This is a genomic window from Rahnella perminowiae, from assembly GCF_019049755.1.
In the GTDB taxonomy this organism is placed as follows: Bacteria; Pseudomonadota; Gammaproteobacteria; order Enterobacterales; family Enterobacteriaceae; genus Rahnella; species Rahnella perminowiae.
In genome coordinates this window covers 21,382-41,869 of the sequence record NZ_JAFMOS010000644.1, presented here as the reverse complement: position 1 = coordinate 41,869, position 20,488 = coordinate 21,382, and the positions used below count along the sequence as shown (strand labels likewise).

Below are 20,488 nucleotides of genomic sequence, written 5' to 3'. Positions count from 1 at the left end.
AAATGTGATTTATTTGTGCGAAAGTTATCATTGAAAATTCATTGTGACAATGATTTTAAAGCGGGTTTTTCCACGGCAAGAAATGCCTGCCAGCAGGGGGAGTGACCGGATCTAGGGTATGATGAGATGTTTTTTATAGAGTTATATAACTGAAATATCGAATAAATATAAAGTTTAGGATGCATAAATAAATTCATGCTCATGACGATATCTTGCGAGACTGCTCACAAATAATCATTGTGAATCTTTATCTGATTCGATGTGAGCATTAGAGTGCGTCTGTCCCTCACTTTTTAGCGCGAAGTTTGATGTGTGAGCGCGTTGAAGAGATCAAACAAGGTCAGACGGAGAGTCTTATGGAATTCCTCTACACCATCTTCACCGTATTTTTTAATCAGGTAATGACCAACGCGCCGCTGCTGTTGGGTATTGTGACCATGCTCGGTTACATCCTGCTCAGAAAGAGCGCCACGGTGATCATCAAGGGCACGATCAAGACCATCATCGGCTTCATGTTGCTACAGGCAGGTTCCGGCATTCTCACGGGGACGTTCAAACCGGTGGTGGCGAAACTTTCAGAAGTGTATGGCATTAATGGTGCCATTTCAGACACTTACGCTTCAATGATGGCAACAGTCGAACGCATGGGTGAGGCTTACAGCTGGGTCGGATATGCGGTGCTGATCGCCCTTGCACTGAATATCCTGATGGTGATATTCCGCCGTATCACCGGCATCCGCACCATCATGCTCACCGGGCACATCATGTTCCAGCAGGCGGGGCTGATTGCGGTGTTCTTCTTCATCATGGGCTATCCGATGTGGACGACCATCTGGTCAACGGCCGTTCTGGTGTCGCTCTACTGGGGCATCACCTCAAACATGATGTACAAACCGACGCAGGCGGTGACTGAAAACAGCGGTTTCTCGATAGGTCATCAGCAGCAATTTGCGTCGTGGATAGCCTATAAAATCGCGCCATATCTCGGTAAAAAAGAAGACAGCGTGGAAGACCTCAAATTGCCCGGCTGGCTGAATATCTTCCATGACAATATCGTCTCCACCGCCATCGTGATGACGGTGTTCTTTGGCATCATCCTGTGTTCCTTCGGCCTCGACACCCTGCAGCAAATGGCCGGAAAAACTCACTGGACCATCTACATTCTGCAAACCGGTCTGATGTTTGCGGTGGCGATTTTCATCATCATTCAGGGCGTGCGGATGTTCGTCGCTGAACTGACCGAAGCCTTTAACGGCATCTCTCAACGCTTAATTCCCGGTGCCGTTCTGGCCATCGACTGTGCGGCCATCTACAGCTTTGCACCGAACGCTGTGGTCTGGGGCTTTATGTGGGGCACTATTGGCCAGCTGATTGCCGTCGGCATTCTGTTCGGCATGGGCTCTTCGATCATGATTATTCCCGGCTTTATCCCGATGTTCTTCTCCAACGCCACTATCGGCGTGTTTGCCAACCACTTCGGCGGCTGGCGCGCAGCGCTGAAAATCTGTCTGGTGATGGGAATGATCGAAATTTTCGGCTGTGTATGGGCCATTAAACTCACCGGCCTGAGTGCCTGGATGGGCATGGCCGACTGGTCGATTCTGGCACCGCCAATGATGCAGGGCTTTTTCAGTATCGGCATTGCTTTTATGGGCATTATCGCGGTGATCGCACTGCTGTATATGTTTTTTGCCGGTCGCGCACTGCGCGCTGAAGAAGACGCGGAAAAACAAACCCTTAATCAATCCACTTCTCACTAATGACTTCTCACAAACCAATGAGGTTCCCATGACAGTACGAATTCTGGCGGTATGCGGTTGCGGGCAAGGCAGTTCGATGATCATGAAGATGAAAATCGGTCAGTTCCTGACACAGGAGGGTGTGGACCACACCATGAACAGTTGCGCGGTGGGTGAATACAAATCAGAGCTGGGCAGTGCGGACATTATCGTCGCGTCTACCCACGTGGCGGATGAAATTACTGTCAGCGGCAATAAATATGTGGTCGGTGTCCGCAATATGCTGTCGGCGGCGGACTTCGGCCCGAAAGTGATGGCCGTCATCAACGCTCATTTTTCTGCTGATCTGAGAAAATAAGGAACATGCCATGAAACTGAGAGATTCACTGGCTGAAAATAACTCGATTTGCCTGAATGCTGAGGCAGAAACCTGGCAGGACGCGGTGAAAATTGGCGTCGATATGCTGGTCGTCGCGGGTGTGGTTGAGCCGCGTTATTACCAGGCGATTCTGGATGGTGTCGGACGTTTCGGACCGTATTTCGTGATCGCGCCCGGGCTTGCCATGCCACATGGTCGCCCGGAAGAAGGTGTGATTAAAACTGGCTTTGCGCTGGTGACACTGAAAAAACCGCTGGTGTTCAACCACGAAGATAACGATCCGGTGGATATTCTTATCACTCTGGCCGCAGTGGATGCCAACGCACATCAGGAGATTGGCATCATGCAGGTGGTAAACCTTTTTGATGATGAAGCCAATTTTGACCGCCTGCGCGCCTGTACCACCGCGCAACAGGTACTGGATTTGATCGACCTGACCTCCGCCACGGCGGTTCACTAATTCATTAGCAGAGAAGGAATTCATTATGTCTCATTCATTACCTATGTTGCAGGTGGCGCTGGATAACCAGTCAATGGACGACGCTTACAAGACCACGCGTCTGATCGCCGGTGAAGTCGACATCATCGAAGTCGGTACTATTTTGTGCGTCGCCGAAGGTGTGCGTGCGGTACGCGACCTTAAGGCTTTGTATCCGGAAAAAATTGTGCTGGCCGATGCCAAAATCGCGGATGCAGGAAAAATTCTCTCGCGGATGTGCTTCGAAGCTAATGCTGACTGGGTGACGGTCATTTGTTGTGCTGACATCAACACCACCAAAGGTGCGCTGGAAGTGGCGAAAGAATTCAACGGCGACGTGCAGATTGAACTGACCGGTTACTGGACGTGGGAGCAGGCGCAGGAATGGCGTGACGCAGGCATTCAGCAGGTGGTTTATCACCGCAGCCGCGACGCGCAGGCCGCCGGTGTGGCCTGGAGCGATGCTGATATCACGGCGATTAAACATCTTTCTGCCATGGGTTTCAAAGTGACCATTACCGGAGGACTGGCACTGGAAGATTTGCCGCTGTTTAAAGACATTCCTGTGCACGTCTTTATCGCCGGTCGCAGCATCCGCGACGCCAAAGATCCGGTTGATGCAGCTCGTCAGTTTAAAAAATCCATTCGCCAGCTCTGGGGCTAAGGAACACCGCATGATGCATAAAGCCGTTCCGCTCGGTATCTATGAAAAAGCCTTGCCTGCGGGCGAAGACTGGCTGATGCGCCTGACACTGGCGAAAGAACTGGGCTTCGATTTCGTTGAAATGTCGGTGGATGAAACCGACAACCGGCTGGCACGGCTTGACTGGTCACGCGGGCAACGTTTGCGGGTGGTGGAGGCAATATCGCGTACCGGCACTCGCATTCCGTCGATGTGCCTGAGCGCACACCGACGCTTTCCGCTTGGTGCCGAAGACGATGAAACCCGCAATCAGGGCCTGGAAATCATGCGCAAGGCTATCGTGCTGGCGCAGGATTTAGGCATCCGCGTGATCCAGCTTGCCGGTTATGACGTGTATTACCAGCAGGCTAATGAAAATACCCGTGAACGTTTTCGCGATGGCTTACAGACATCGGTTGAAATGGCCAGCCGTGCGCAGGTCACGCTGGCGATGGAAATCATGGATTATCCGCTGATGAATTCGATCAGCAAAGCGCTCGGCTACACACATTATCTGAACAATCCGTGGTTTCAGCTTTACCCTGATATCGGCAACTTGTCGGCATGGGATAACGACGTGCAGATGGAACTGGCAAGTGGCGCGGGGCATATCGTTGCCGTGCATATTAAAGACACGCAGCCCGGCATATTTAAAAACGTACCCTTCGGCAGCGGTGTGGTGGAGTTCGAACGCTGCTTTGCGACGTTGAAAAAAAGCGGTTATCGCGGGCCGTATCTTATCGAAATGTGGAGTGAAACCGCTGCCGATCCGATACAGGAAGTGCGCAACGCCCGCGCCTGGGTGATCGATAAAATGCAAAAAGCCGGGCTGAACATGGAGGACACCTTATGACGGATGCCCTGAAACAACGCGTGTTTGAAGCCAATATGGCGCTACCGGCTTTTGGCCTCGTGACATTTACCTGGGGCAACGTCAGCGGTATCGACCGCGAACGCGGCCTGGTTGCCATTAAACCGAGCGGTGTGGAATATGAGAAAATGCAGGCCCGTGACATGGTGGTGCTGAACCTGCAAGGTGGCATCGTGGAAGGGCATTACAAACCGTCTTCAGATACCGCAACGCATCTTGAGCTGTACGCCCGTTTTCCGCAGCTGGGCGGTATTGTGCATACTCATTCGACCTATGCGACGTCATGGGCGCAGGCCGGGATCGCCATCCCGCCGCTCGGCACCACGCACGCGGATTATTTTGCCGGTGCCGTTCCGTGCACACGACCATTGTCGCGTCAGGAGGTCGGCGGAGAGTACGAACTGGAAACCGGTAAGGTGATCGCCGCGTCGCTGACCGGCACCGATCCGCTGCATATGCCGGGCATCCTGGTTGCCCAGCATGGTCCGTTCTGCTGGGGCACTACGCCGGAGCAGGCGGTACATAACGCTGTGGTGCTGGAAGAAGTGGCTAAAATGGCGTGGATCACCGGTACAATCCGGCGCGACCTATTGCCGATGGATGATTATTTATTGCACAAGCACTTCAGCCGTAAACACGGGCCGGATGCGTATTACGGGCAGAAATAATAGCTATTGAGAGGCCATTAAAACTCCACTTCAACTCCCGCTTCGCAGGGGAGGCAGGGATGGGGTATTAATGGTATCTCCGTCACCCCTCCGACATGATTTCATGCATTTTTTCCCTCTCCCGCAGTGAGCATTTTTCCAGCATAGGGTTTATACATAGATATTGGGATCACGCTTTTTACTGCAATCAGGCTTTTTCTCACGGAAGTATTCCGTCCCCTCAGACAGAAAAGAGACTGCCCTATGTCGAAGATCACGTTCAAGCAAGATGTTTTTTTGTCAGCACTCACCCGCCAGTGGCAAGCGTTCGGACTTACTTCAGCTTCTGATATGACCCGTCACCAGTGGTGGCATGCCGTCAGTGCCGCCGTTGCTGAGCAACTTCCCCCGCAAAGCGAGCCGGTCAGCAGTAAGAATAAAAAAATCACCCGCCACGTTAACTATATTTCGATGGAATTTCTGGTCGGCCGTCTGACCGGCAATAACCTGATTAATCTCGGCTGGTATGAAAAAATTGCCACTGTGCTGGAATCTTTTGATATCAACCTGACCGATCTGCTGGAAGAAGAAATCGACCCGGCACTGGGAAATGGCGGGCTGGGGCGGCTGGCGGCCTGTTATCTCGATGCAATGGCATCGGTCGGGCAACCTGGTATCGGTTACGGCCTGAATTATCAGTACGGTTTATTCCGCCAGCGTTTTGTCGATGGTAAACAGAAAGAATCACCGGACGACTGGCATCGCAGCGAATATCCGTGGTTCCGCCATAATAGCTCGCTGGCGGTAAATGTCGGTATTGGCGGTAAAATTGTAAAGAATGAGCAGGGCGTTTCACGCTGGGAACCGGAATTTACCCTGCGCGGTGAAGCCTGGGATTTGCCGGTAATGGGTTATCGCAACGGCATCACGCAACCGTTGCGCTTGTGGGAAGCCACGCATCCTCATCCGTTTGATCTCGAAAAGTTTAATGACGGCGAGTTTCTGAAAGCCGAACAACAGGGTATCGATGCCGCCAAACTCACCAAAGTCCTGTATCCGAACGACAACCATCAGGCCGGTAAACGTCTGCGACTGATGCAGCAGTATTTCCAGTGTGCCTGCTCGGTGGCCGATATCCTGCGGCGTCACCATTTCCTGGGTCGTAAAATCAGCGAGTTGCCAGATTATGAAGTTATCCAGCTCAACGATACACATCCGACTATCGCTATTCCTGAAATGCTGCGCGTACTGATCGATGAACATCAGCTGAGCTGGAATGACGCGTGGCGTATCACCAGCCGTACCTTCGCATATACCAACCATACGCTGATGCCGGAAGCGCTGGAAACCTGGGACGAGCGTCTGGTGCGCGGTCTGCTGCCGCGTCATTTTCAGATTATCAAACAGATTAATGCTGACTTTAAGAAACGGGTCAGCAAACAATGGCCCGGCGACGAGGCGGTCTGGGCGAAGCTTGCTGTCCATCATGACAAACAGGTGCGTATGGCGAATCTGTGCGTGGTTGCCGGATTTGCCGTAAACGGTGTTGCGGCGCTGCATTCAGATCTGGTGGTCAAAGATCTGTTCCCGGAATATTACCAGTTGTGGCCGGAAAAGTTCCATAACGTGACCAACGGCATCACGCCACGCCGCTGGCTGAAACAGTGTAATCCGGCGCTGTCGGCGCTGATTGATGAACGGCTGAAAACCGACAGTTGGGTCAACAATCTTGACCTGCTGAAAGGTCTGGAAGACGGCGTCAAAGACAAAAAATTCTGCAAACAGTACCGCAAAATTAAGCACGATAACAAAGTGCGGCTGGCGGAATATGTCTGGCAGCGCATGGGCATCAGGCTTAATCCCGAGGCGATTTTCGATGTGCAGATTAAACGTCTGCACGAATACAAACGTCAGCATCTCAATCTGTTGCACATTCTTTCGCTGTATCGCCAGTTACGCGATAACCCTAAGCTGGATATCGTGCCGCGCGTTTTTCTGTTTGGTGCGAAGGCCGCGCCCGGATATTACCTCGCAAAAAACATTATCTATGCGATCAATCAGGTGGCTGAGAAGATCAACAATGATCCGATCGTCGCCGATCGTCTTAAAGTGGTGTTCATTCCCGATTATTGTGTCTCAGTGGCAGAACTGATGATCCCGGCGGCGGATGTGTCGGAACAGATTTCAACTGCCGGTAAGGAAGCCTCCGGCACCGGCAACATGAAACTGGCGCTGAATGGTGCGCTGACTATTGGTACGCTCGACGGCGCAAACGTCGAGATTGCCGAACAGGTCGGTGAGGACAATATTTTTATCTTTGGTCTGACGGTCGATGAAGTGAAAGCGCAGCTGAAAAAAGGCTATAAGCCGAAAGCGTGGGTCAAAAAGGACAAACATCTCAAATCGATTCTCGATGAGCTTGCCAGCGGCTTTTATGCCAATGGTGACAAAAAAGCCTTCGATCTGATGCTGAACAGTCTGCTCGATGGCGGTGATCCGTATCTGGTGCTGGCGGATTTTGCCGCGTATTGCGAGGCACAAAAAGAAGTGGATACGCTTTACCGTAATGCCGATGAATGGACACGCCGTACGTTGCTCAACACGGCCCGCGTAGGTATGTTCAGCGCCGACCGCTCCGTCCGCGATTACCAGCAACGCATCTGGCAGGCTAAAAGATAGGAGCCGATATGGAGAATAAGCAACTTGCTGAGGCCGCGCGCCGGGCAGGCATTGTAGACAGTTTCATTAATATGACGGATGACGTGGAAATAGTGTCCGATGACACGCGTGTCGCCTTGCTGGCCGCTATGGGGCGTGATCCGGCTTATGTGCCGGAGGTTACACCTGTGCCGCCCGTTAAAGTATTTACGCAAGGCAAAAAAGTGCTGGTGACACCGGAAGTCAGTGGTGTATTTAGCTGGCAACTGACGCAGGAAAATGGCAGCCAGACACAGGGTGAGATCGCCGCAGGCAAGGCGCTGGATCTCGGTGTGTTGCTGCCTGCCGGCTATCACCTGCTGACGTTATCGCAAAACGGCAACGTCTGGCCCTGCCGGATAATCGTTGTGCCGCCGCGCTGTTATGAGCCTGAAGCATTGCTGGCAGGAAAAAAACTGTGGGGCGCGACCGTTCAGCTTTACACGTTGCGCTCGGAGAATAACTGGGGCGTCGGCGATTTTGGTGACCTGAAAAAAATGGTCGAAGAAGTCGGCCAGCGCGGCGGGGCATTCGTCGGACTGAATCCGATACACGCGCTCTACCCGGCGAATCCACAAAGTGCCAGCCCGTACAGTCCCTCGTCCCGCCGCTGGCTGAATCTGACCTATATCGATGTCAGTGCCGTGGAGGAATTTACCACCAGCAGCGAGGCACAAACCTGGTGGCATTCTATTGAGACGCGTGATGCGTTATTGCAGGTGCGCAGCGCCGGGTTTGTTGATTATCCGCGGGTGATGGAACTGAAACTGGCGGCGCTGAAACTGGCATGGCGGCTGTTTTGCGGGCTGCCGGAAAACAGTACGCGTAAGCAGGATTTCCGTCAGTTCGTGGCGCAAGGCGGTGACAGTCTGCGGCAACAAGCACTGTTCGATGCATTGCATGTGCATCTGCGCGATCAGGGGCTGGGCGAGTGGGGATGGCCGGTGTGGCCGGATGCCTATCGCGATGCGAAAAGTGCAGACGTACATGAATTCAGTGAGCGTTACGCCGGTGAAATTGCGTTTTATCAATGGCAGCAATGGCTGGCGCATACGCAGCTGTCTGAATGTTATCAGCGCAGCGTGGAGCTGGGGATGCCCGTTGGTTTATACCGCGATCTGGCGGTGGGCGTGGCGCAAGGCGGTGCGGAAACCTGGTCCGATCCGGCGCTGTATTGTCTGAATGCCACAGTCGGCGCGCCGCCCGATATTCTCGGACCTCAGGGGCAAAACTGGGGGCTTCCACCCATTGATCCACACGAAATGAAAGCCCGTGCCTATCAGCCGTTTATTGATTTGCTACGGGCAAATATGGCGGAATGCGGCGCATTGCGTATCGATCATGTCATGGGGTTGCTGCGTTTGTGGTGGATACCTGCTGACCAGGACGCGGGCAGCGGTGCCTATGTCCGTTACCCGCTGGAGGATTTACTCGGCGTACTGGCTTTGGAAAGCCAGCGGCATCGGTGCATGGTGATTGGTGAAGATCTGGGCACCGTGCCGAAAGAAATCCTCGCCAGTCTGCGTGACAGCGGCGTGTATTCCTACAAAGTGTTGTATTTCGAACACGATAAAAACTTCCGGTACCACCCGCCGGAAGACTATGTTTCGCAAGCGATGGCGACCGTGACCACGCATGACTTACCCACGTTGCGGGGCTACTGGGAAGGCGGTGATTTAACACTGGGCGCATCTCTGGGGATATACCCGGATCCGCACGTGCTGGAAAAACTGCGCGGGGAGCGCGAACGTAGCAAGCAGGGGCTTCTTAATGCGCTGCATCTGAAACAATGTGTACCGAAATCGACCAGCCGCAGTGCTGAAAATATGCCAATGACACCGCTGCTCAACCGGGGTTTACAACGTTATCTGGCGGGCAGTGCCAGCGCATTACTGGGCCTGCAACCGGAAGACTGGCTGGACATGTCCACACCAGTGAACGTGCCGGGCACCAATACCGAATACCCCAACTGGCGGCGCAAGTTGTCGCGGACGCTGGAGGAAATGTTTGGCGATGAGCATATTGATGCGCTGCTGAGTGATTTGAACCAGCGAAGAAAAGTATAAGCCCTGTTTCTGGCACAAAAAGGGTCTGGATTTCCTCAGGCCCGATGTGATTAATTTTATGTTGTCGCTTTGCGGGATTAGGTATAACAAATATCAGAATGGCATCGTCACCAAGTGTGAAGTGTAAATTAAGCAATTATTAACAATAAAACCCCAAAAATAAATAAATAAGGGAATAGAATTATCTCACCTAAATTGGAGCGTAAGGGCTTGGGATGGCACTAAATGGAAAGTTTGTAATAAACAATGCTGATTATTCGCCGTTGAGTTTTCCTGGGTTGGGGACGTTTCTCGCGTTTTCTGGTAATGGTGCCTATCGCAACCGTGGCGGGTGCGGAGCAATTATAAATAATGGGCCATTACCAGCGGGCAAATATTACGTTGTCGATAGGCCAAGAGGCAGTAAAGCCAACCAGCTCAGGGCATGGGGCATAGATAAGTATAAGAGCACGTTTTACTACCACGTTGATCATACTGAATGGTTTGCTTTGTACCGTTCGGATGAAGTGATTGATGATCAAACTTTTTTCAATAAAGTTGCCCGGGGAGGATTTCGACTCCATCCCGGCACCATCTCCGATGGCTGTATCACGCTTGCTCACCAGTCTGACTACGCAATGATAAAAAACGCATTACTTAGAGAAAAAACTTTTAAGGTGAAAGGGACAAATTTATCAGCATATGGCGTTATTGAGGTGATCACCAATGGCACTGCTTGCCCGTAATATTAACCCACTGATTATAAAATTATTTAAGCTGTTTTTTTTCATTTTAATTTCCGCTGTTGTGGGTCGGGCATTAGGCGACCCCTATTGTTGGCTGAGCTATGAATTTGTTCTGGAAATAGGCTGTTTAATTCATGGTGCTGGTGAATTAGGCGCAGAGAATATTGATGACACATATTTTTATATAGATTTGGTAATTGTAATGGGAATTACAGCAATAATTTATTTATTAACCATGAAGTTCATAAGAAAAATAAGGAGAGAATAAAATGCCGATCCCCCGTATCTATGGCTTAAAGATGATGGTGGTGCAGACATCAAAGGATCCGTTGACGTCAACGGCCGTGAGGGCAGTATAGAGGTTATTGGAATGAGCCACGGGCTTAATCTGCCTGTTGATCCAGCTTCTGGCAAAATCACTGGCCCGCGTTCTCATTCTGCTTTCATGTTTGAGAAAGAGACCGACAGTTCAAGTCCGTATCTGTACAAAGCTGTGGCGACTGGGCAGACGCTTAAAAGTGCAGAGGTTCGTTTCTATTCCATCAATGATGCCGGTCAGGAGGTGTGTTACTTCATTGTTCTTATGGAGGGCGTGAAGATAACCGGCGTAAATCCGGGCGTGCCAAATATTCGCATGGCTGGTAACTCGCGGATGAACCACATGGAGTCAGTCTCCATGATGTACGAAAAAATCACCTGGAAGTTTGTAGATGGCAACATTCAATACAGCGATGCGTGGACGGAAAGAGTGACAGCGTGATGACCCCTTGCAGCCACGGCGCAGAATATGAAGAAGAAAAGAATAACCCCACCTGAAAAGTGGGGCAGCAATCTTAAGGGCTCAGCAGTGCTGAACCCTTGATGATGGAGACTGAAATGTGCTCAGGCGATCAGTAGAACGAGTGTTCGCCGCGCTGGTGTTCGGTCAGGTCGCGAACGCCTTTCAGCTCAGGGAAGTTTTGCAGCAGTTCTTTCTCGATGCCGTCTTTCAGTGTGACATCAATCATTGAACAACCATTGCAGCCACCGCCGAATTGCAAAATGGCAATCCCGTCATCGGTGATTTCCATCAGGGAAACACGACCACCATGGCTGGCGAGCTGCGGGTTAATCTGCGATTGCAGCTGATATTCAACACGTTCCATCAGCGGTGCATCATCAGAAACCTTACGCATTTTGGCATTCGGTGCCTTCAGCGTGAGCTGGGAACCGAGCTGATCGGTGACGAAGTCGATCACGGCGTCTTGCAGATAAGGCGCGCTTAATTCATCAATGAAAGCAGACAGTTTTTCGAACTTCAGTTCGGTATCCGTCGCTTCCACGGCGTCAGGTGGGCAATAAGAGACACCGCATTCTGCGGTTGGCGTACCGGGATTGATCACGAATACGCGGATTTGGGTGCCTTCTTCCTGGTTTGCCAGTAATTTGGCAAAGTGCTCTTGGGCAGCATCGGTAATAAGGATCATAACATTCGCTCAATAGTTGACTACTCTGGTTGGTTATAATACGCCCTTTGTTTTTACCCGTCACCCTTCACGTTGCCAGTGTGTTAGCAGCACGTGCTCAAGCCTGTAAAGTCCGGCAAATACAAGCTATTTGCAGCGAAGCAACGCCCTGATTGCGCAGAATTTTGCTGATTTCCCGCACCGTGCTGCCGGTCGTAACCACATCGTCAAGCAACATCACGTGCTTATCGCGCAGGCTGACATGGCAGGTGAATGCTTTACCCAGATTCCACTTTCTTTCTCGCTCGCTCAGGCTTTGTTGCGGCGGTGTACGCCGGTCACGGCTCAGGGCATTGGGCAGATATTTACAATGTAGCCATCGTGCCAGCGGCTTCGCCAGCAATTCACTCTGATTATACCCGCGCGAAAAATAGCGTTTTTGATGCAGCGGTACACTGAGGAGCACATCGGGTCTGGGCAGATTGCTCATCCGGTAGCGTTCCTGCCAGCGTAACAACAGCAAACGGGCGAGCGTGGTGTCCAGTTCCGGTTGTCCTGAGAATTTGAACCGCAAAACCAGCCCGCTCAGCGGCATTTCATAAGGACTGGCGAAGATCATCGCGTCCCAGGGTGGCGGTTTCAACAGGCATCGTCCGCAATCGGTTTTGCCACCGGCGGAAGGCAATCCGCAGCGAAGACAGCAGGGCGGGGCAACCGGCAGATGTTTCATGCACAGGCTGCAAATGCCCTGAACCGGGAGATGCAGCGGACACTGGCATAGCCAACAGCGGCTGGCAATTGTTAGCATAGTGGCGGGTTCCTTTTGCCAAACAGACAGACACGGACAATACGCTATGAATACGCTTTATCGGGAGACTATCGGCGAAGGAGATCGCCATCTTGTGCTGCTTCACGGATGGGGACTGAATGCCGAAGTGTGGCGTTACACGGCAGAGCGACTTGCGCCGCATTTTTGTCTGCATCTGATTGATTTGCCGGGCTATGGCCGCAGTGAGGGATTCGGGGCGATGACGCTGGAAGACATGGCAGAAACCGTGCTCACCGCCATGCCGGAAAAAGCCTCATTACTGGGCTGGTCACTGGGCGGTCTGGTGGCCAGCCAGATAGCCTTGAGTGTGCCACAACGTGTGGAAAAACTGATTACCGTGGCGTCATCACCCTGTTTTACGGCTCATCAAGACTGGCCGGGTATCCGCCCCGATGTGCTGAAGGGGTTCCAGCATCAGCTGAGCGAAGATTTTCAGCGCACGGTCGAGCGCTTTCTGGCACTGCAGACGCTCGGCAGCGACAGCGCACGTCAGGATGCGCGCCTGCTGAAATCCATTGTGCTGGGTCAGCCGGTGCCTTCTGTCGATGTGCTTAATGGCGGGCTGGAGATCTTACGCAATGTGGATTTACGCCAGCCGATGACTGCACTGACGTTGCCTGTTCTGCGGATTTACGGCGCGCTGGACGGACTGGTGCCCCGCAAAATGGTACCCCTGCTGGATGCGATTCTGCCCGGTTCCCGTTCGGAAATTATCGAAAAGGCCGCGCATGCGCCGTTTATCTCCCACCCGGAAACGTTTTGTGAAATTGTCGGGCGGTTCCTGATTGCAGATTGAAAACCAATGTAAATATTTTTTTCAATTTTCTGGCTAATTCCCAAGGGTGACTAATACTTAAGCCGATGATGACGGGGTGAAAGGCGGGCGTAAATTGTTGCGCGAGCCTGTTTGCGTCTCTGGGGAGTTTACTGGTGTTTAACCATGAAGGTCATGCCAGCGCAGATGCACCTGCTGTTCATATGTTGACTGCTTTCTTTGAGAACTATTCATCCAATTTAGAGGTAAAGTCATGAAATCAAATAAAATTATCGTTGCGGCAATTCTGACGGGGTTATTCTCACTCAACGCAATGGCGGCTGAGATGATCTCGAAAGAAGAAGCCAAAGATAAAGGTTACACCAGCCTGGGCGTGATCACGACCAGCAATGAATACACCGCGCCGATGGATGCGAAAGAAGAGCTGTCCAAACTGGCTGATGAAAAGGGTGGCAAATACTATGTTGTGATTGCGGCTCAGGAGAAGAAGAAAATCACAGCAACGGCTGAAGTCTTCAAATAATCCCTTTTGAGCTGTTCTGATTTCCGGGATGCCTGCGGGCATCCCTTTTTTATTTCTCATTTTCTGTGCACTCCTTCTCTTTCCTTGTCCGGTATCAATTTGTTTTTAAAGAAATACGGCAGATCGTTACTCTCAGGGTAATGAAGTGTCAGGCCGCTTAATTGATGGAATATTCTTCGCTGCTTACACTTAGCAGGCTATCAAAACAGGTCAAATGTGATGCAACCGCCACTTGACTGAACTTCCCAACATCGTCTCGTTTCATCACGCCGGGAAGTATTCAGCAAGCTCAACCCAGGGAGGTTTGGCATGCCGCAACATCCGCAGACCACGAAAGTGTGGGACACCCGCCGCAATGAAAAACAACGGCGTATCGACAGTGTCCGTTCCGTGGCCGAGGGTAAAGTATTACCCACAGATAAAATCATCCCTATCCTCGAAACGCTGATTGCCTCCGGCGACCGCGTGGTGATGGAAGGTAACAACCAAAAACAAGCTGACTTCCTTTCCCGCTCACTGGCGAAAGTGAACCCTGAAAAGCTGCATGACCTGCATATGATCATGCCGAGCGTCAGCCGCGCTGAACATCTGGATCTCTTCGAACGCGGTATCGCCCGTAAGCTCGATTTCGCCTTCTCTGGCCCGCAAAGCCTGCGTATCGCGCAACTGCTGGAAGACGGTCAGATGGAAATCGGTGCGATCCACACTTACATCGAATTGTATTCCCGCCTGTATGTTGATCTGGTGCCGAACATTGCCCTGATCGCGGGCTTCAAAGCTGACCGCAAAGGCAACCTGTATACCGGTGCAAGTACGGAAGATACCCCGGCGCTGGTCGAAGCCGCAGCCTTCAAAAACGGCATCGTGATTGCGCAGGTTAACGAACTGGTTGATGAAGATAGCGACCTGCCGCGCGTGGATATCCCGGGTGACTGGATCGATTTTGTGGTCGTCGCCGACAAGCCATTCTTCATCGAACCGTTGTTCACCCGTGACCCGCGTCTGATTAAACCGGTTCACGTGCTGATGGCCATGATGGCCATTAAAGGCATCTACGCGAAGCACAACGTGCAGTCGCTGAACCACGGTATCGGCTTTAACACGGCAGCCATCGAACTGCTGCTGCCAACCTACGGCGAACGGCTCGGTCTGCGCGGCAAAATTTGTAAACACTGGACACTGAACCCGCATCCGACGTTGATCCCGGCCATCGAAAGCGGTTGGGTGGAAACCGTTCACTGTTTCGGTGGCGAGCTGGGAATGGAGGAATATATCCGCGCCCGTCCTGACGTGTTTTTCACTGGCTCCGACGGCTCCATGCGTTCTAACCGCGCGTTCTGCCAGCTGGCAGGTCAGTACGCCGTAGATATGTTCATCGGTTCCACCTTGCAGGTTGATGGCCTGGCGAACTCCTCCACCGTGACCCGTGGTCGTCTGGCCGGTTTCGGTGGTGCGCCTAACATGGGACATGACCCGCACGGTCGTCGTCACTCCACGCCAGCCTGGCTCGACATGATTGAAGAGCCGGACCCGATGGCACGCGGTAAAAAACTGGTTGTACAGATGGTGGAAACCTTCCAGGCCGGTGGCAAACCGACATTTGTTGAGAAACTGGAAGCCGTCGATGTGGGTAAAGAATCCGGAATGCCTCTGGCACCTGTGATGATTTACGGCGACGACGTGACCCACGTGCTGACCGAAGAAGGCATCGCTTATCTTTACCGCGCCCGTTCTCTCGAAGAGCGCCGTGCGATGGTGGCGGCAGTCGCCGGTATCACTGATATCGGTCTGGGTGTTGACGCCAAACGCGTTGCCGATCTGCGCCGTCAGGAACTGGTGGTCTTCCCGGAAGACATGGGCATTCGCCGCACTGACGCCACCCGCTCTTTACTGGCGGCTGGCAGCGTGAGCGAACTGGTTGACTGGTCAGGCGGTTTGTATAACCCGCCAGCCAAATTCCGTAGCTGGTGATCACGATGCCGCAAACTTTAGCGATTGGCGCTGTGCTGACAGCGGAAGAACTGGCCGAAAGGCTGGCAGAAACGGCGACGCAGGCGCTGATCGACGAAGCGCGGCTGAGTCCGAAACCGGGTCTGGTAGACAGCCGGAGTGCCGGGGCTCATCAGGATTTAAGTTTAAATCTGATGGTGCGTTCGGCACGCAGCCTGACGTCCACTTTCTCTTTGCTGGCGTTACACAGCTGGCAGCGTCCGGCGGATATCGCCCTGCGTCAGGAAGTGGGACGTTTAGGCCGGGCGGGAGAAGCGCAGATGATGGCGGAAACCGGCGGCGTGAACACTCACCGGGGCGCTATCTGGGCGATGGGGTTGCTGGTCAGCGCCGTCGCCATGCAGCCGGAAAGTTTACTGCCGGGGCATATTGCGCAGCGCGCCGCGAAAATTGCGGTCTTGCCCGATGCTTTCAGTCCGAAAAAATTCAGTAAAGGTTCGCACGCCGTGCAGCGTTATCAGGTGCCGGGTGCACGCGAAGAGGCGCAAAGCGGTTTCCCGCACATTATCGGTTGTGCACTGCCGCAGCTTCATGACAGCCGGGCCCGTGGTGCGAGCGAAAGCGAAGCACAGGTCGATGCCTTACTGGCGGTGATGACCTCGCTGGCGGATACCTGCGTATTGTCCCGCGGTGGTTTGCCTGCCCTGCAAGCGATGCATCAGGGTGCGCGGGCCGTGCTGGAAGCGGGTGGGATGAGCACACTGGCAGGTAAACAGCTGTTGCGTCATCTCGAACACCGGATGCTGGCGGACAACACATCTCCCGGCGGTGCTGCTGATTTACTGGCCGCGACGCTGTTCCTGGACCGCGTGAGCGTGGTCTGAACCGGATACGCATTAACTAACATCAGTACAAAGAGGTGTTATGGAACGTTTTGAATTTAACTACCCGGCGGCAAAACCGCTGGCAGGCCGCGCCGAAGCAGGCGTGGTAGGGTCCGGCGATTTAGAAGCGCTGTATGAACCTGACACAGCCAATACGCTGAAAATTATCGTCACCACGTCCGTCGACGGCAGCCATACCTTATGGCAGAACTTTTTTAACCGTCTGAACGCACTGCGTGAATTACCGGCAGGCCATCTCGACATCAATGATTTTGGCGCTACACCAGGGGTGGCCCGTCTGCGTATCGAACAGGTCTTTGAGGAGGCTGAACATGCCAACTGATACTTCCGTTCAGGATCAGAGCTTTATCGAACTGAGCGCCCGTCAGCGCGCCCGTAAACTGCTGGACGCCGGAACGTTCCGCGAACTGCTCGGGCCGTTTGAACGCATTATGTCACCGTGGCTGGAACCGCAGGGTATCGTGCCGCAGGCCGATGACGGCATGGTCGTTGCTAAAGGCCAGATTAACGGTCAGCCGGCGGTGGTTGTGGCAATTGAAGGCAGCTTCCAGGGGGGGAGCATGGGGGAGGTGTCCGGGGCCAAAATGGCCGCTGCGCTGGAAATGGCGGCAGAAGATAACCGTAATGGTATCCCGACGCAGGCCGTTCTGCTGCTTGAAACCGGCGGTGTGCGTTTGCAGGAAGCCAATCTGGGCCTTGCCGCCATCGCTGATATTCATGCTGCTATTGTTGATTTACGCCGCTATACGCCGGTGATCGGCGTGGTTGCCGGTACCGTCGGCTGCTTCGGTGGCATGTCGATTGCCGCCGCATTGTGCAGCTATCTGATTGTCACCCGTGAAGCCCGCCTGGGTCTGAACGGTCCGCAGGTAATTGAACAGGAAGCCGGTATCGATGAATACGATTCCCGTGACCGCCCGTTCATCTGGAGCATGACCGGTGGCGAAGTGCGTTATCACAGCGGTTTTGTTGATGCACTGGTGAAAGACTCCCTCGCTGAGGTGAAAGACAGCATGCTGGCCTTCATCAAAAAAGGCGTTCCGGTGAGTCATCGTTCTGATAAATATGATTATTACCTGCCAAAACTGACCGGTTTTGACACCACACAGCAGGCCAGCCGTGAAGTGACGGAAGCCTTGTTTAACCGGGAGGATCGCGCATGAGCAATGTAAAGAGTAACGCAGCCAGTCGGGGTGATTACTGGTTCGCTGAACTGACCAAAGACGCCACTCCGGTCAGCGGTCTTTGCCCTTCCGTGAAAGCGGCAGACGGCAAAATAAATGACCAGTCCGTGCGTTTTATCGCCGTGGTACCGGACAAGAATAATCAGTATCCGCGTGCAGCGGGCGGCGAGGTCGGTCTGCTTGAAGGCTGGAATCTGGCAAAAGTGGTCAACAACGTGATTGACGCTGACGCCAATGCCAGTACCAAACGTGCCATTGTGGCGGTGATTGACGTGCCAAGTCAGGCGTATGGTCGTCGCGAAGAAGCATTCGGCATCCATCAGGCGCTGGCCGGTGCTGCAGGCGCTTATGCCAAAGCCCGTCTGGCCGGACATCCGGTGGTCGGGTTGATTGTCGGCAAAGCGATGTCAGGCGCATTTCTGGCGCACGGTTATCAGGCCAACAAACTGATCGCCTTCAAAAACAACGGCGTAATGATCCATGCAATGGGCAAAGAATCTGCCGCACGTATCACCCTGCGTTCTGTGGATGCCCTGGAAAAACTGGCTGCCACCATCCCGCCGATGGCTTACGACATCGAAAACTACGCCACGCTGGGTCTGCTGTCGCAATTACTCGACATCGCTGACCCGGACAACGCCACACCCGATGACATCAGCAGCGTAGAAAACGCTGTCTGGCAAAATATCCAGGACGCACGCAAAGAAGGCGTTAGCCTCAGCAACCGTCTGGGTGCAGAAAACCGCGCAAGTTCGCAGCGCGTTCGCCAGCAGATGCGTCAGGAATGGTAATTCTTTAACACTTTCAGTCTCAACCGGTAACGCACCTGCAAACAGCGTGACGCAGCCGCATTGCGGGTTCCCGCCCTGACATATCCGTCAGGGTGAGGGCCTGCTGTTGTCTGCTACTGGACTGTCATACTAAAAAAACCATCGCACCGGCGCCGACTGAGCAATCATTGTTTGCCTCAGGAAAAACGCTATGACTTACGTAATATTGCACGCGCTTGCCCCTATTTTCGTCATCATGATCCTCGGCTTTTACGCCGGGAAAGCGAAAATGGTGGATAACCAGAATGTTTCTTTACTGAATATATTCGTGATGGATTTTGCTTTACCCGCTGCGCTGTTTGCCGCCACCGTACAGACCCCGTGGTCAGGCATTGTGGAGCAGTCACCGCTGATTCTGGTGCTGGTGCTGGCCATGTGGATCACCTATGCGGCGATTTACTTTATCTGCACCAAAGTCTTTAAAAAATCGCCGCAGGACGCTGCCGTTCTGACGCTGACCGTAGCCCTGCCAAACTATGCGGCGCTGGGGTTGCCTATTCTGAGCAGCGTGCTGGGTGATGCGCCATCAACATCGTTGTCCGTTGCGGTCTCTATCGCCTGCGGTTCCGTGCTGATGACACCGTTCTGTCTGCTGATTCTGGAACGTGAAAAAGCGCGTCTCAGTGGCGAAAATCAGGGGTCTTCCCTGGCACTGCTGCCGGTTCTGATGTGGCGTTCCGTGAAAAAACCGATCGTCTGGGCACCGTTGCTGGGCGTGATCCTGTCAGCGATTGGCATTAAAATGCCGGAAATCTTCCTGGCGTCGATTAAGCCGCTGGGTTTGTCAGCGACCGCGTCTGCGCTGTTCCTGACCGGTGTGATTCTGTCAGCCCGTAAACTGAAAATTAACGGTCCGGTGCTGTTATCTTGTGTGGCGAAAAATCTGATCCAGCCGTTCATCGCCTGGGGTCTGGTTCTGGCGTTTGGCCTGAGTGGTCAGGTTGCGGTGACCGCTATCCTGATGATTGCGTTGTCTGCCGGTTTCTTCGGTATCGTGTTCGGTAACCGTTTCGGCGTGCAGTCTCCGGATGCTGAAGCCTCACTGCTGATCAGTTCCGTTTTGTGTATCGTGACCCTGCCGCTGTTTATCTCGTTAACGGCAGCCCTGCATTAAACAAGGATTGAATATGTCTGACCCGCGTGCCCATGATTTTGTCTGGATCAGTGACCGTTCAGCGCTTGAGAACGACGGCGGTTTACCCGAATGGGTGAACACCTGCTGGCGCACGGCGCTGCCGCTGGTGGTGCGTCGCGATAAGCGTGCTGACGGTGCGGTTCCGGTGGGTATTCGCGGGCTGACCCGCATTCAGCGGGCCGCCGCCTGGATTGATCCGGCGGCGGTGATGCGGGTTGTCACACCGGAATCCCTGATCAGCGACGTCAACGCGCTTTTACACTCGCCGTTTGTGTCTCAGCAACCGGTGCAGGCGCTGATTACGTTGTGCAGTCTGCAATGGCCCTTCGTCTGGGGGGTGACAGGCAGTTGTGCGTATGCGCTGGTGAGTGATCTCCCGGTGATGCACGCCGACAGCGATCTCGATTTACTGGTGCGCTGCGACACGCCGGCAGAACCCTCTCAGTTTTCTGATTTTTACGACCAGCTTCAGCGGCTGCCCTGCCGCGCCGATGTTCAGATCAATACACCACGGGGTGGATTTGCGCTCAGCGAATGGCTGCGTGGCGGTGACATCATGCTGAAAACGCCGTCCGGCCCGTTGCTGGTGCGCGACCCGTGGCAATTGCCGGCAGAGTGATACCGGCCA

General features: G+C 53.4%; 21 protein-coding genes and 1 pseudogene. 20 read left to right on the top strand and 2 right to left on the bottom strand.

Annotated features, from left to right (window positions below; all coding sequences use genetic code 11):
• Positions 1–356: 356 nt before the first annotated feature.
• The 11 genes and pseudogenes from ulaA to tssD form a co-directional block, all read left to right on the top strand.
• Positions 357–1,760, top strand: coding sequence for a PTS ascorbate transporter subunit IIC (gene ulaA, locus J1785_RS25955; RefSeq protein ID WP_217138475.1), 1,404 nt, complete (start codon positions 357–359; stop codon positions 1,758–1,760).
• A 28-nt stretch (positions 1,761–1,788) separates the two neighbouring features.
• Positions 1,789–2,097 carry a PTS ascorbate transporter subunit IIB gene (ulaB, locus tag J1785_RS25950; RefSeq protein ID WP_129953831.1) on the top strand — a complete coding sequence of 103 codons (309 nt, stop codon included), beginning with the start codon at positions 1,789–1,791 and terminating at the stop codon, positions 2,095–2,097.
• Between the two features lie 10 nt (positions 2,098–2,107).
• Positions 2,108–2,578 (top strand): PTS ascorbate transporter subunit IIA, encoded by a 471-nt coding sequence (ulaC, locus tag J1785_RS25945; RefSeq protein WP_129953830.1) that lies wholly within the window; start codon positions 2,108–2,110, stop codon positions 2,576–2,578.
• Between the two features lie 25 nt (positions 2,579–2,603).
• The gene (locus J1785_RS25940) at positions 2,604–3,260 is read left to right on the top strand and encodes a 3-keto-L-gulonate-6-phosphate decarboxylase UlaD (RefSeq protein ID WP_129953829.1); all 657 of its coding nucleotides are present in this window, start codon (positions 2,604–2,606) and stop codon (positions 3,258–3,260) included.
• A gap of 10 nt (positions 3,261–3,270) precedes the next feature.
• Positions 3,271–4,131 carry an L-ribulose-5-phosphate 3-epimerase gene (locus tag J1785_RS25935; protein WP_217221028.1) on the top strand — a complete coding sequence of 287 codons (861 nt, stop codon included), beginning with the start codon at positions 3,271–3,273 and terminating at the stop codon, positions 4,129–4,131.
• Positions 4,128–4,817 (top strand): L-ribulose-5-phosphate 4-epimerase, encoded by a 690-nt coding sequence (locus J1785_RS25930; RefSeq protein WP_129991473.1) that lies wholly within the window; start codon positions 4,128–4,130, stop codon positions 4,815–4,817. The genes J1785_RS25935 and J1785_RS25930 overlap by 4 nt, the downstream gene beginning before the upstream one ends.
• A 243-nt stretch (positions 4,818–5,060) precedes the next feature.
• The gene (gene malP, locus J1785_RS25925; RefSeq protein ID WP_217221027.1) at positions 5,061–7,475 is read left to right on the top strand and encodes a maltodextrin phosphorylase; all 2,415 of its coding nucleotides are present in this window, start codon (positions 5,061–5,063) and stop codon (positions 7,473–7,475) included.
• Between the two features lie 8 nt (positions 7,476–7,483).
• Positions 7,484–9,559: a 4-alpha-glucanotransferase gene (gene malQ, locus J1785_RS25920; RefSeq protein WP_217221026.1), complete on the top strand. Its 2,076-nt coding sequence runs from the start codon at positions 7,484–7,486 to the stop codon at positions 9,557–9,559.
• A gap of 215 nt (positions 9,560–9,774) precedes the next feature.
• The gene (locus tag J1785_RS25915; RefSeq protein ID WP_217221025.1) at positions 9,775–10,284 is read left to right on the top strand and encodes a DUF2778 domain-containing protein; all 510 of its coding nucleotides are present in this window, start codon (positions 9,775–9,777) and stop codon (positions 10,282–10,284) included.
• Complete coding sequence (locus J1785_RS25910; protein ID WP_217221024.1) at positions 10,265–10,552, top strand: hypothetical protein; 288 nt, start codon at positions 10,265–10,267, stop codon at positions 10,550–10,552. Before J1785_RS25915 ends, J1785_RS25910 begins: the two co-directional genes overlap by 20 nt.
• Before the next feature lie 9 nt (positions 10,553–10,561).
• Positions 10,562–11,044 (top strand): annotated as a pseudogene (gene tssD, locus J1785_RS25905) (type VI secretion system tube protein TssD); the annotation flags it as partial.
• Between the two features lie 130 nt (positions 11,045–11,174).
• Here tssD and nfuA read toward each other — a convergent pair.
• A complete protein-coding gene (gene nfuA / locus J1785_RS25900) occupies positions 11,175–11,750 on the bottom strand; it encodes a Fe-S biogenesis protein NfuA (protein ID WP_129953823.1) in 576 nt (191 codons plus the stop codon).
• Between the two features lie 97 nt (positions 11,751–11,847).
• Positions 11,848–12,537: a DNA utilization protein GntX gene (gntX, locus tag J1785_RS25895; RefSeq protein WP_217221023.1), complete on the bottom strand. Its 690-nt coding sequence runs from the start codon at positions 12,535–12,537 to the stop codon at positions 11,848–11,850.
• A 46-nt stretch (positions 12,538–12,583) separates the two neighbouring features.
• On the opposite strand from gntX, the gene bioH reads away from it, so the two are divergent.
• From bioH to J1785_RS25850, 9 genes are all read left to right on the top strand, one after another.
• Entirely contained in the window at positions 12,584–13,354 is a 771-nt protein-coding gene (gene bioH / locus J1785_RS25890) for a pimeloyl-ACP methyl ester esterase BioH (protein WP_217221022.1), read from the top strand.
• Positions 13,355–13,586: 232 nt separating this feature from the next.
• Positions 13,587–13,856, top strand: coding sequence for a YdgH/BhsA/McbA-like domain containing protein (locus tag J1785_RS25885; RefSeq protein WP_129953820.1), 270 nt, complete (start codon positions 13,587–13,589; stop codon positions 13,854–13,856).
• A 309-nt stretch (positions 13,857–14,165) separates the two neighbouring features.
• Positions 14,166–15,827, top strand: coding sequence for a malonate decarboxylase subunit alpha (mdcA, locus tag J1785_RS25880; RefSeq protein ID WP_217221021.1), 1,662 nt, complete (start codon positions 14,166–14,168; stop codon positions 15,825–15,827).
• A 5-nt stretch (positions 15,828–15,832) separates the two neighbouring features.
• Positions 15,833–16,690 carry a triphosphoribosyl-dephospho-CoA synthase gene (locus J1785_RS25875; RefSeq protein ID WP_217221020.1) on the top strand — a complete coding sequence of 286 codons (858 nt, stop codon included), beginning with the start codon at positions 15,833–15,835 and terminating at the stop codon, positions 16,688–16,690.
• 40 nt (positions 16,691–16,730) lie between these two features.
• On the top strand, positions 16,731–17,033 hold the full coding sequence (locus J1785_RS25870; protein ID WP_129953817.1) for a malonate decarboxylase subunit delta: 303 nt from the start codon (positions 16,731–16,733) through the stop codon (positions 17,031–17,033).
• Positions 17,023–17,874: a biotin-independent malonate decarboxylase subunit beta gene (locus J1785_RS25865; RefSeq protein ID WP_129953816.1), complete on the top strand. Its 852-nt coding sequence runs from the start codon at positions 17,023–17,025 to the stop codon at positions 17,872–17,874. Before J1785_RS25870 ends, J1785_RS25865 begins: the two co-directional genes overlap by 11 nt.
• Positions 17,871–18,686 carry a biotin-independent malonate decarboxylase subunit gamma gene (mdcE, locus tag J1785_RS25860; RefSeq protein ID WP_129953815.1) on the top strand — a complete coding sequence of 272 codons (816 nt, stop codon included), beginning with the start codon at positions 17,871–17,873 and terminating at the stop codon, positions 18,684–18,686. Before J1785_RS25865 ends, mdcE begins: the two co-directional genes overlap by 4 nt.
• Before the next feature lie 190 nt (positions 18,687–18,876).
• Positions 18,877–19,839, top strand: a complete 963-nt coding sequence (locus tag J1785_RS25855) for an AEC family transporter (RefSeq protein WP_217221019.1) — start codon at positions 18,877–18,879, stop codon at positions 19,837–19,839.
• 13 nt (positions 19,840–19,852) lie between these two features.
• The gene (locus J1785_RS25850; protein ID WP_217221018.1) at positions 19,853–20,479 is read left to right on the top strand and encodes a malonate decarboxylase holo-ACP synthase; all 627 of its coding nucleotides are present in this window, start codon (positions 19,853–19,855) and stop codon (positions 20,477–20,479) included.
• Positions 20,480–20,488 lie beyond the last annotated feature (9 nt).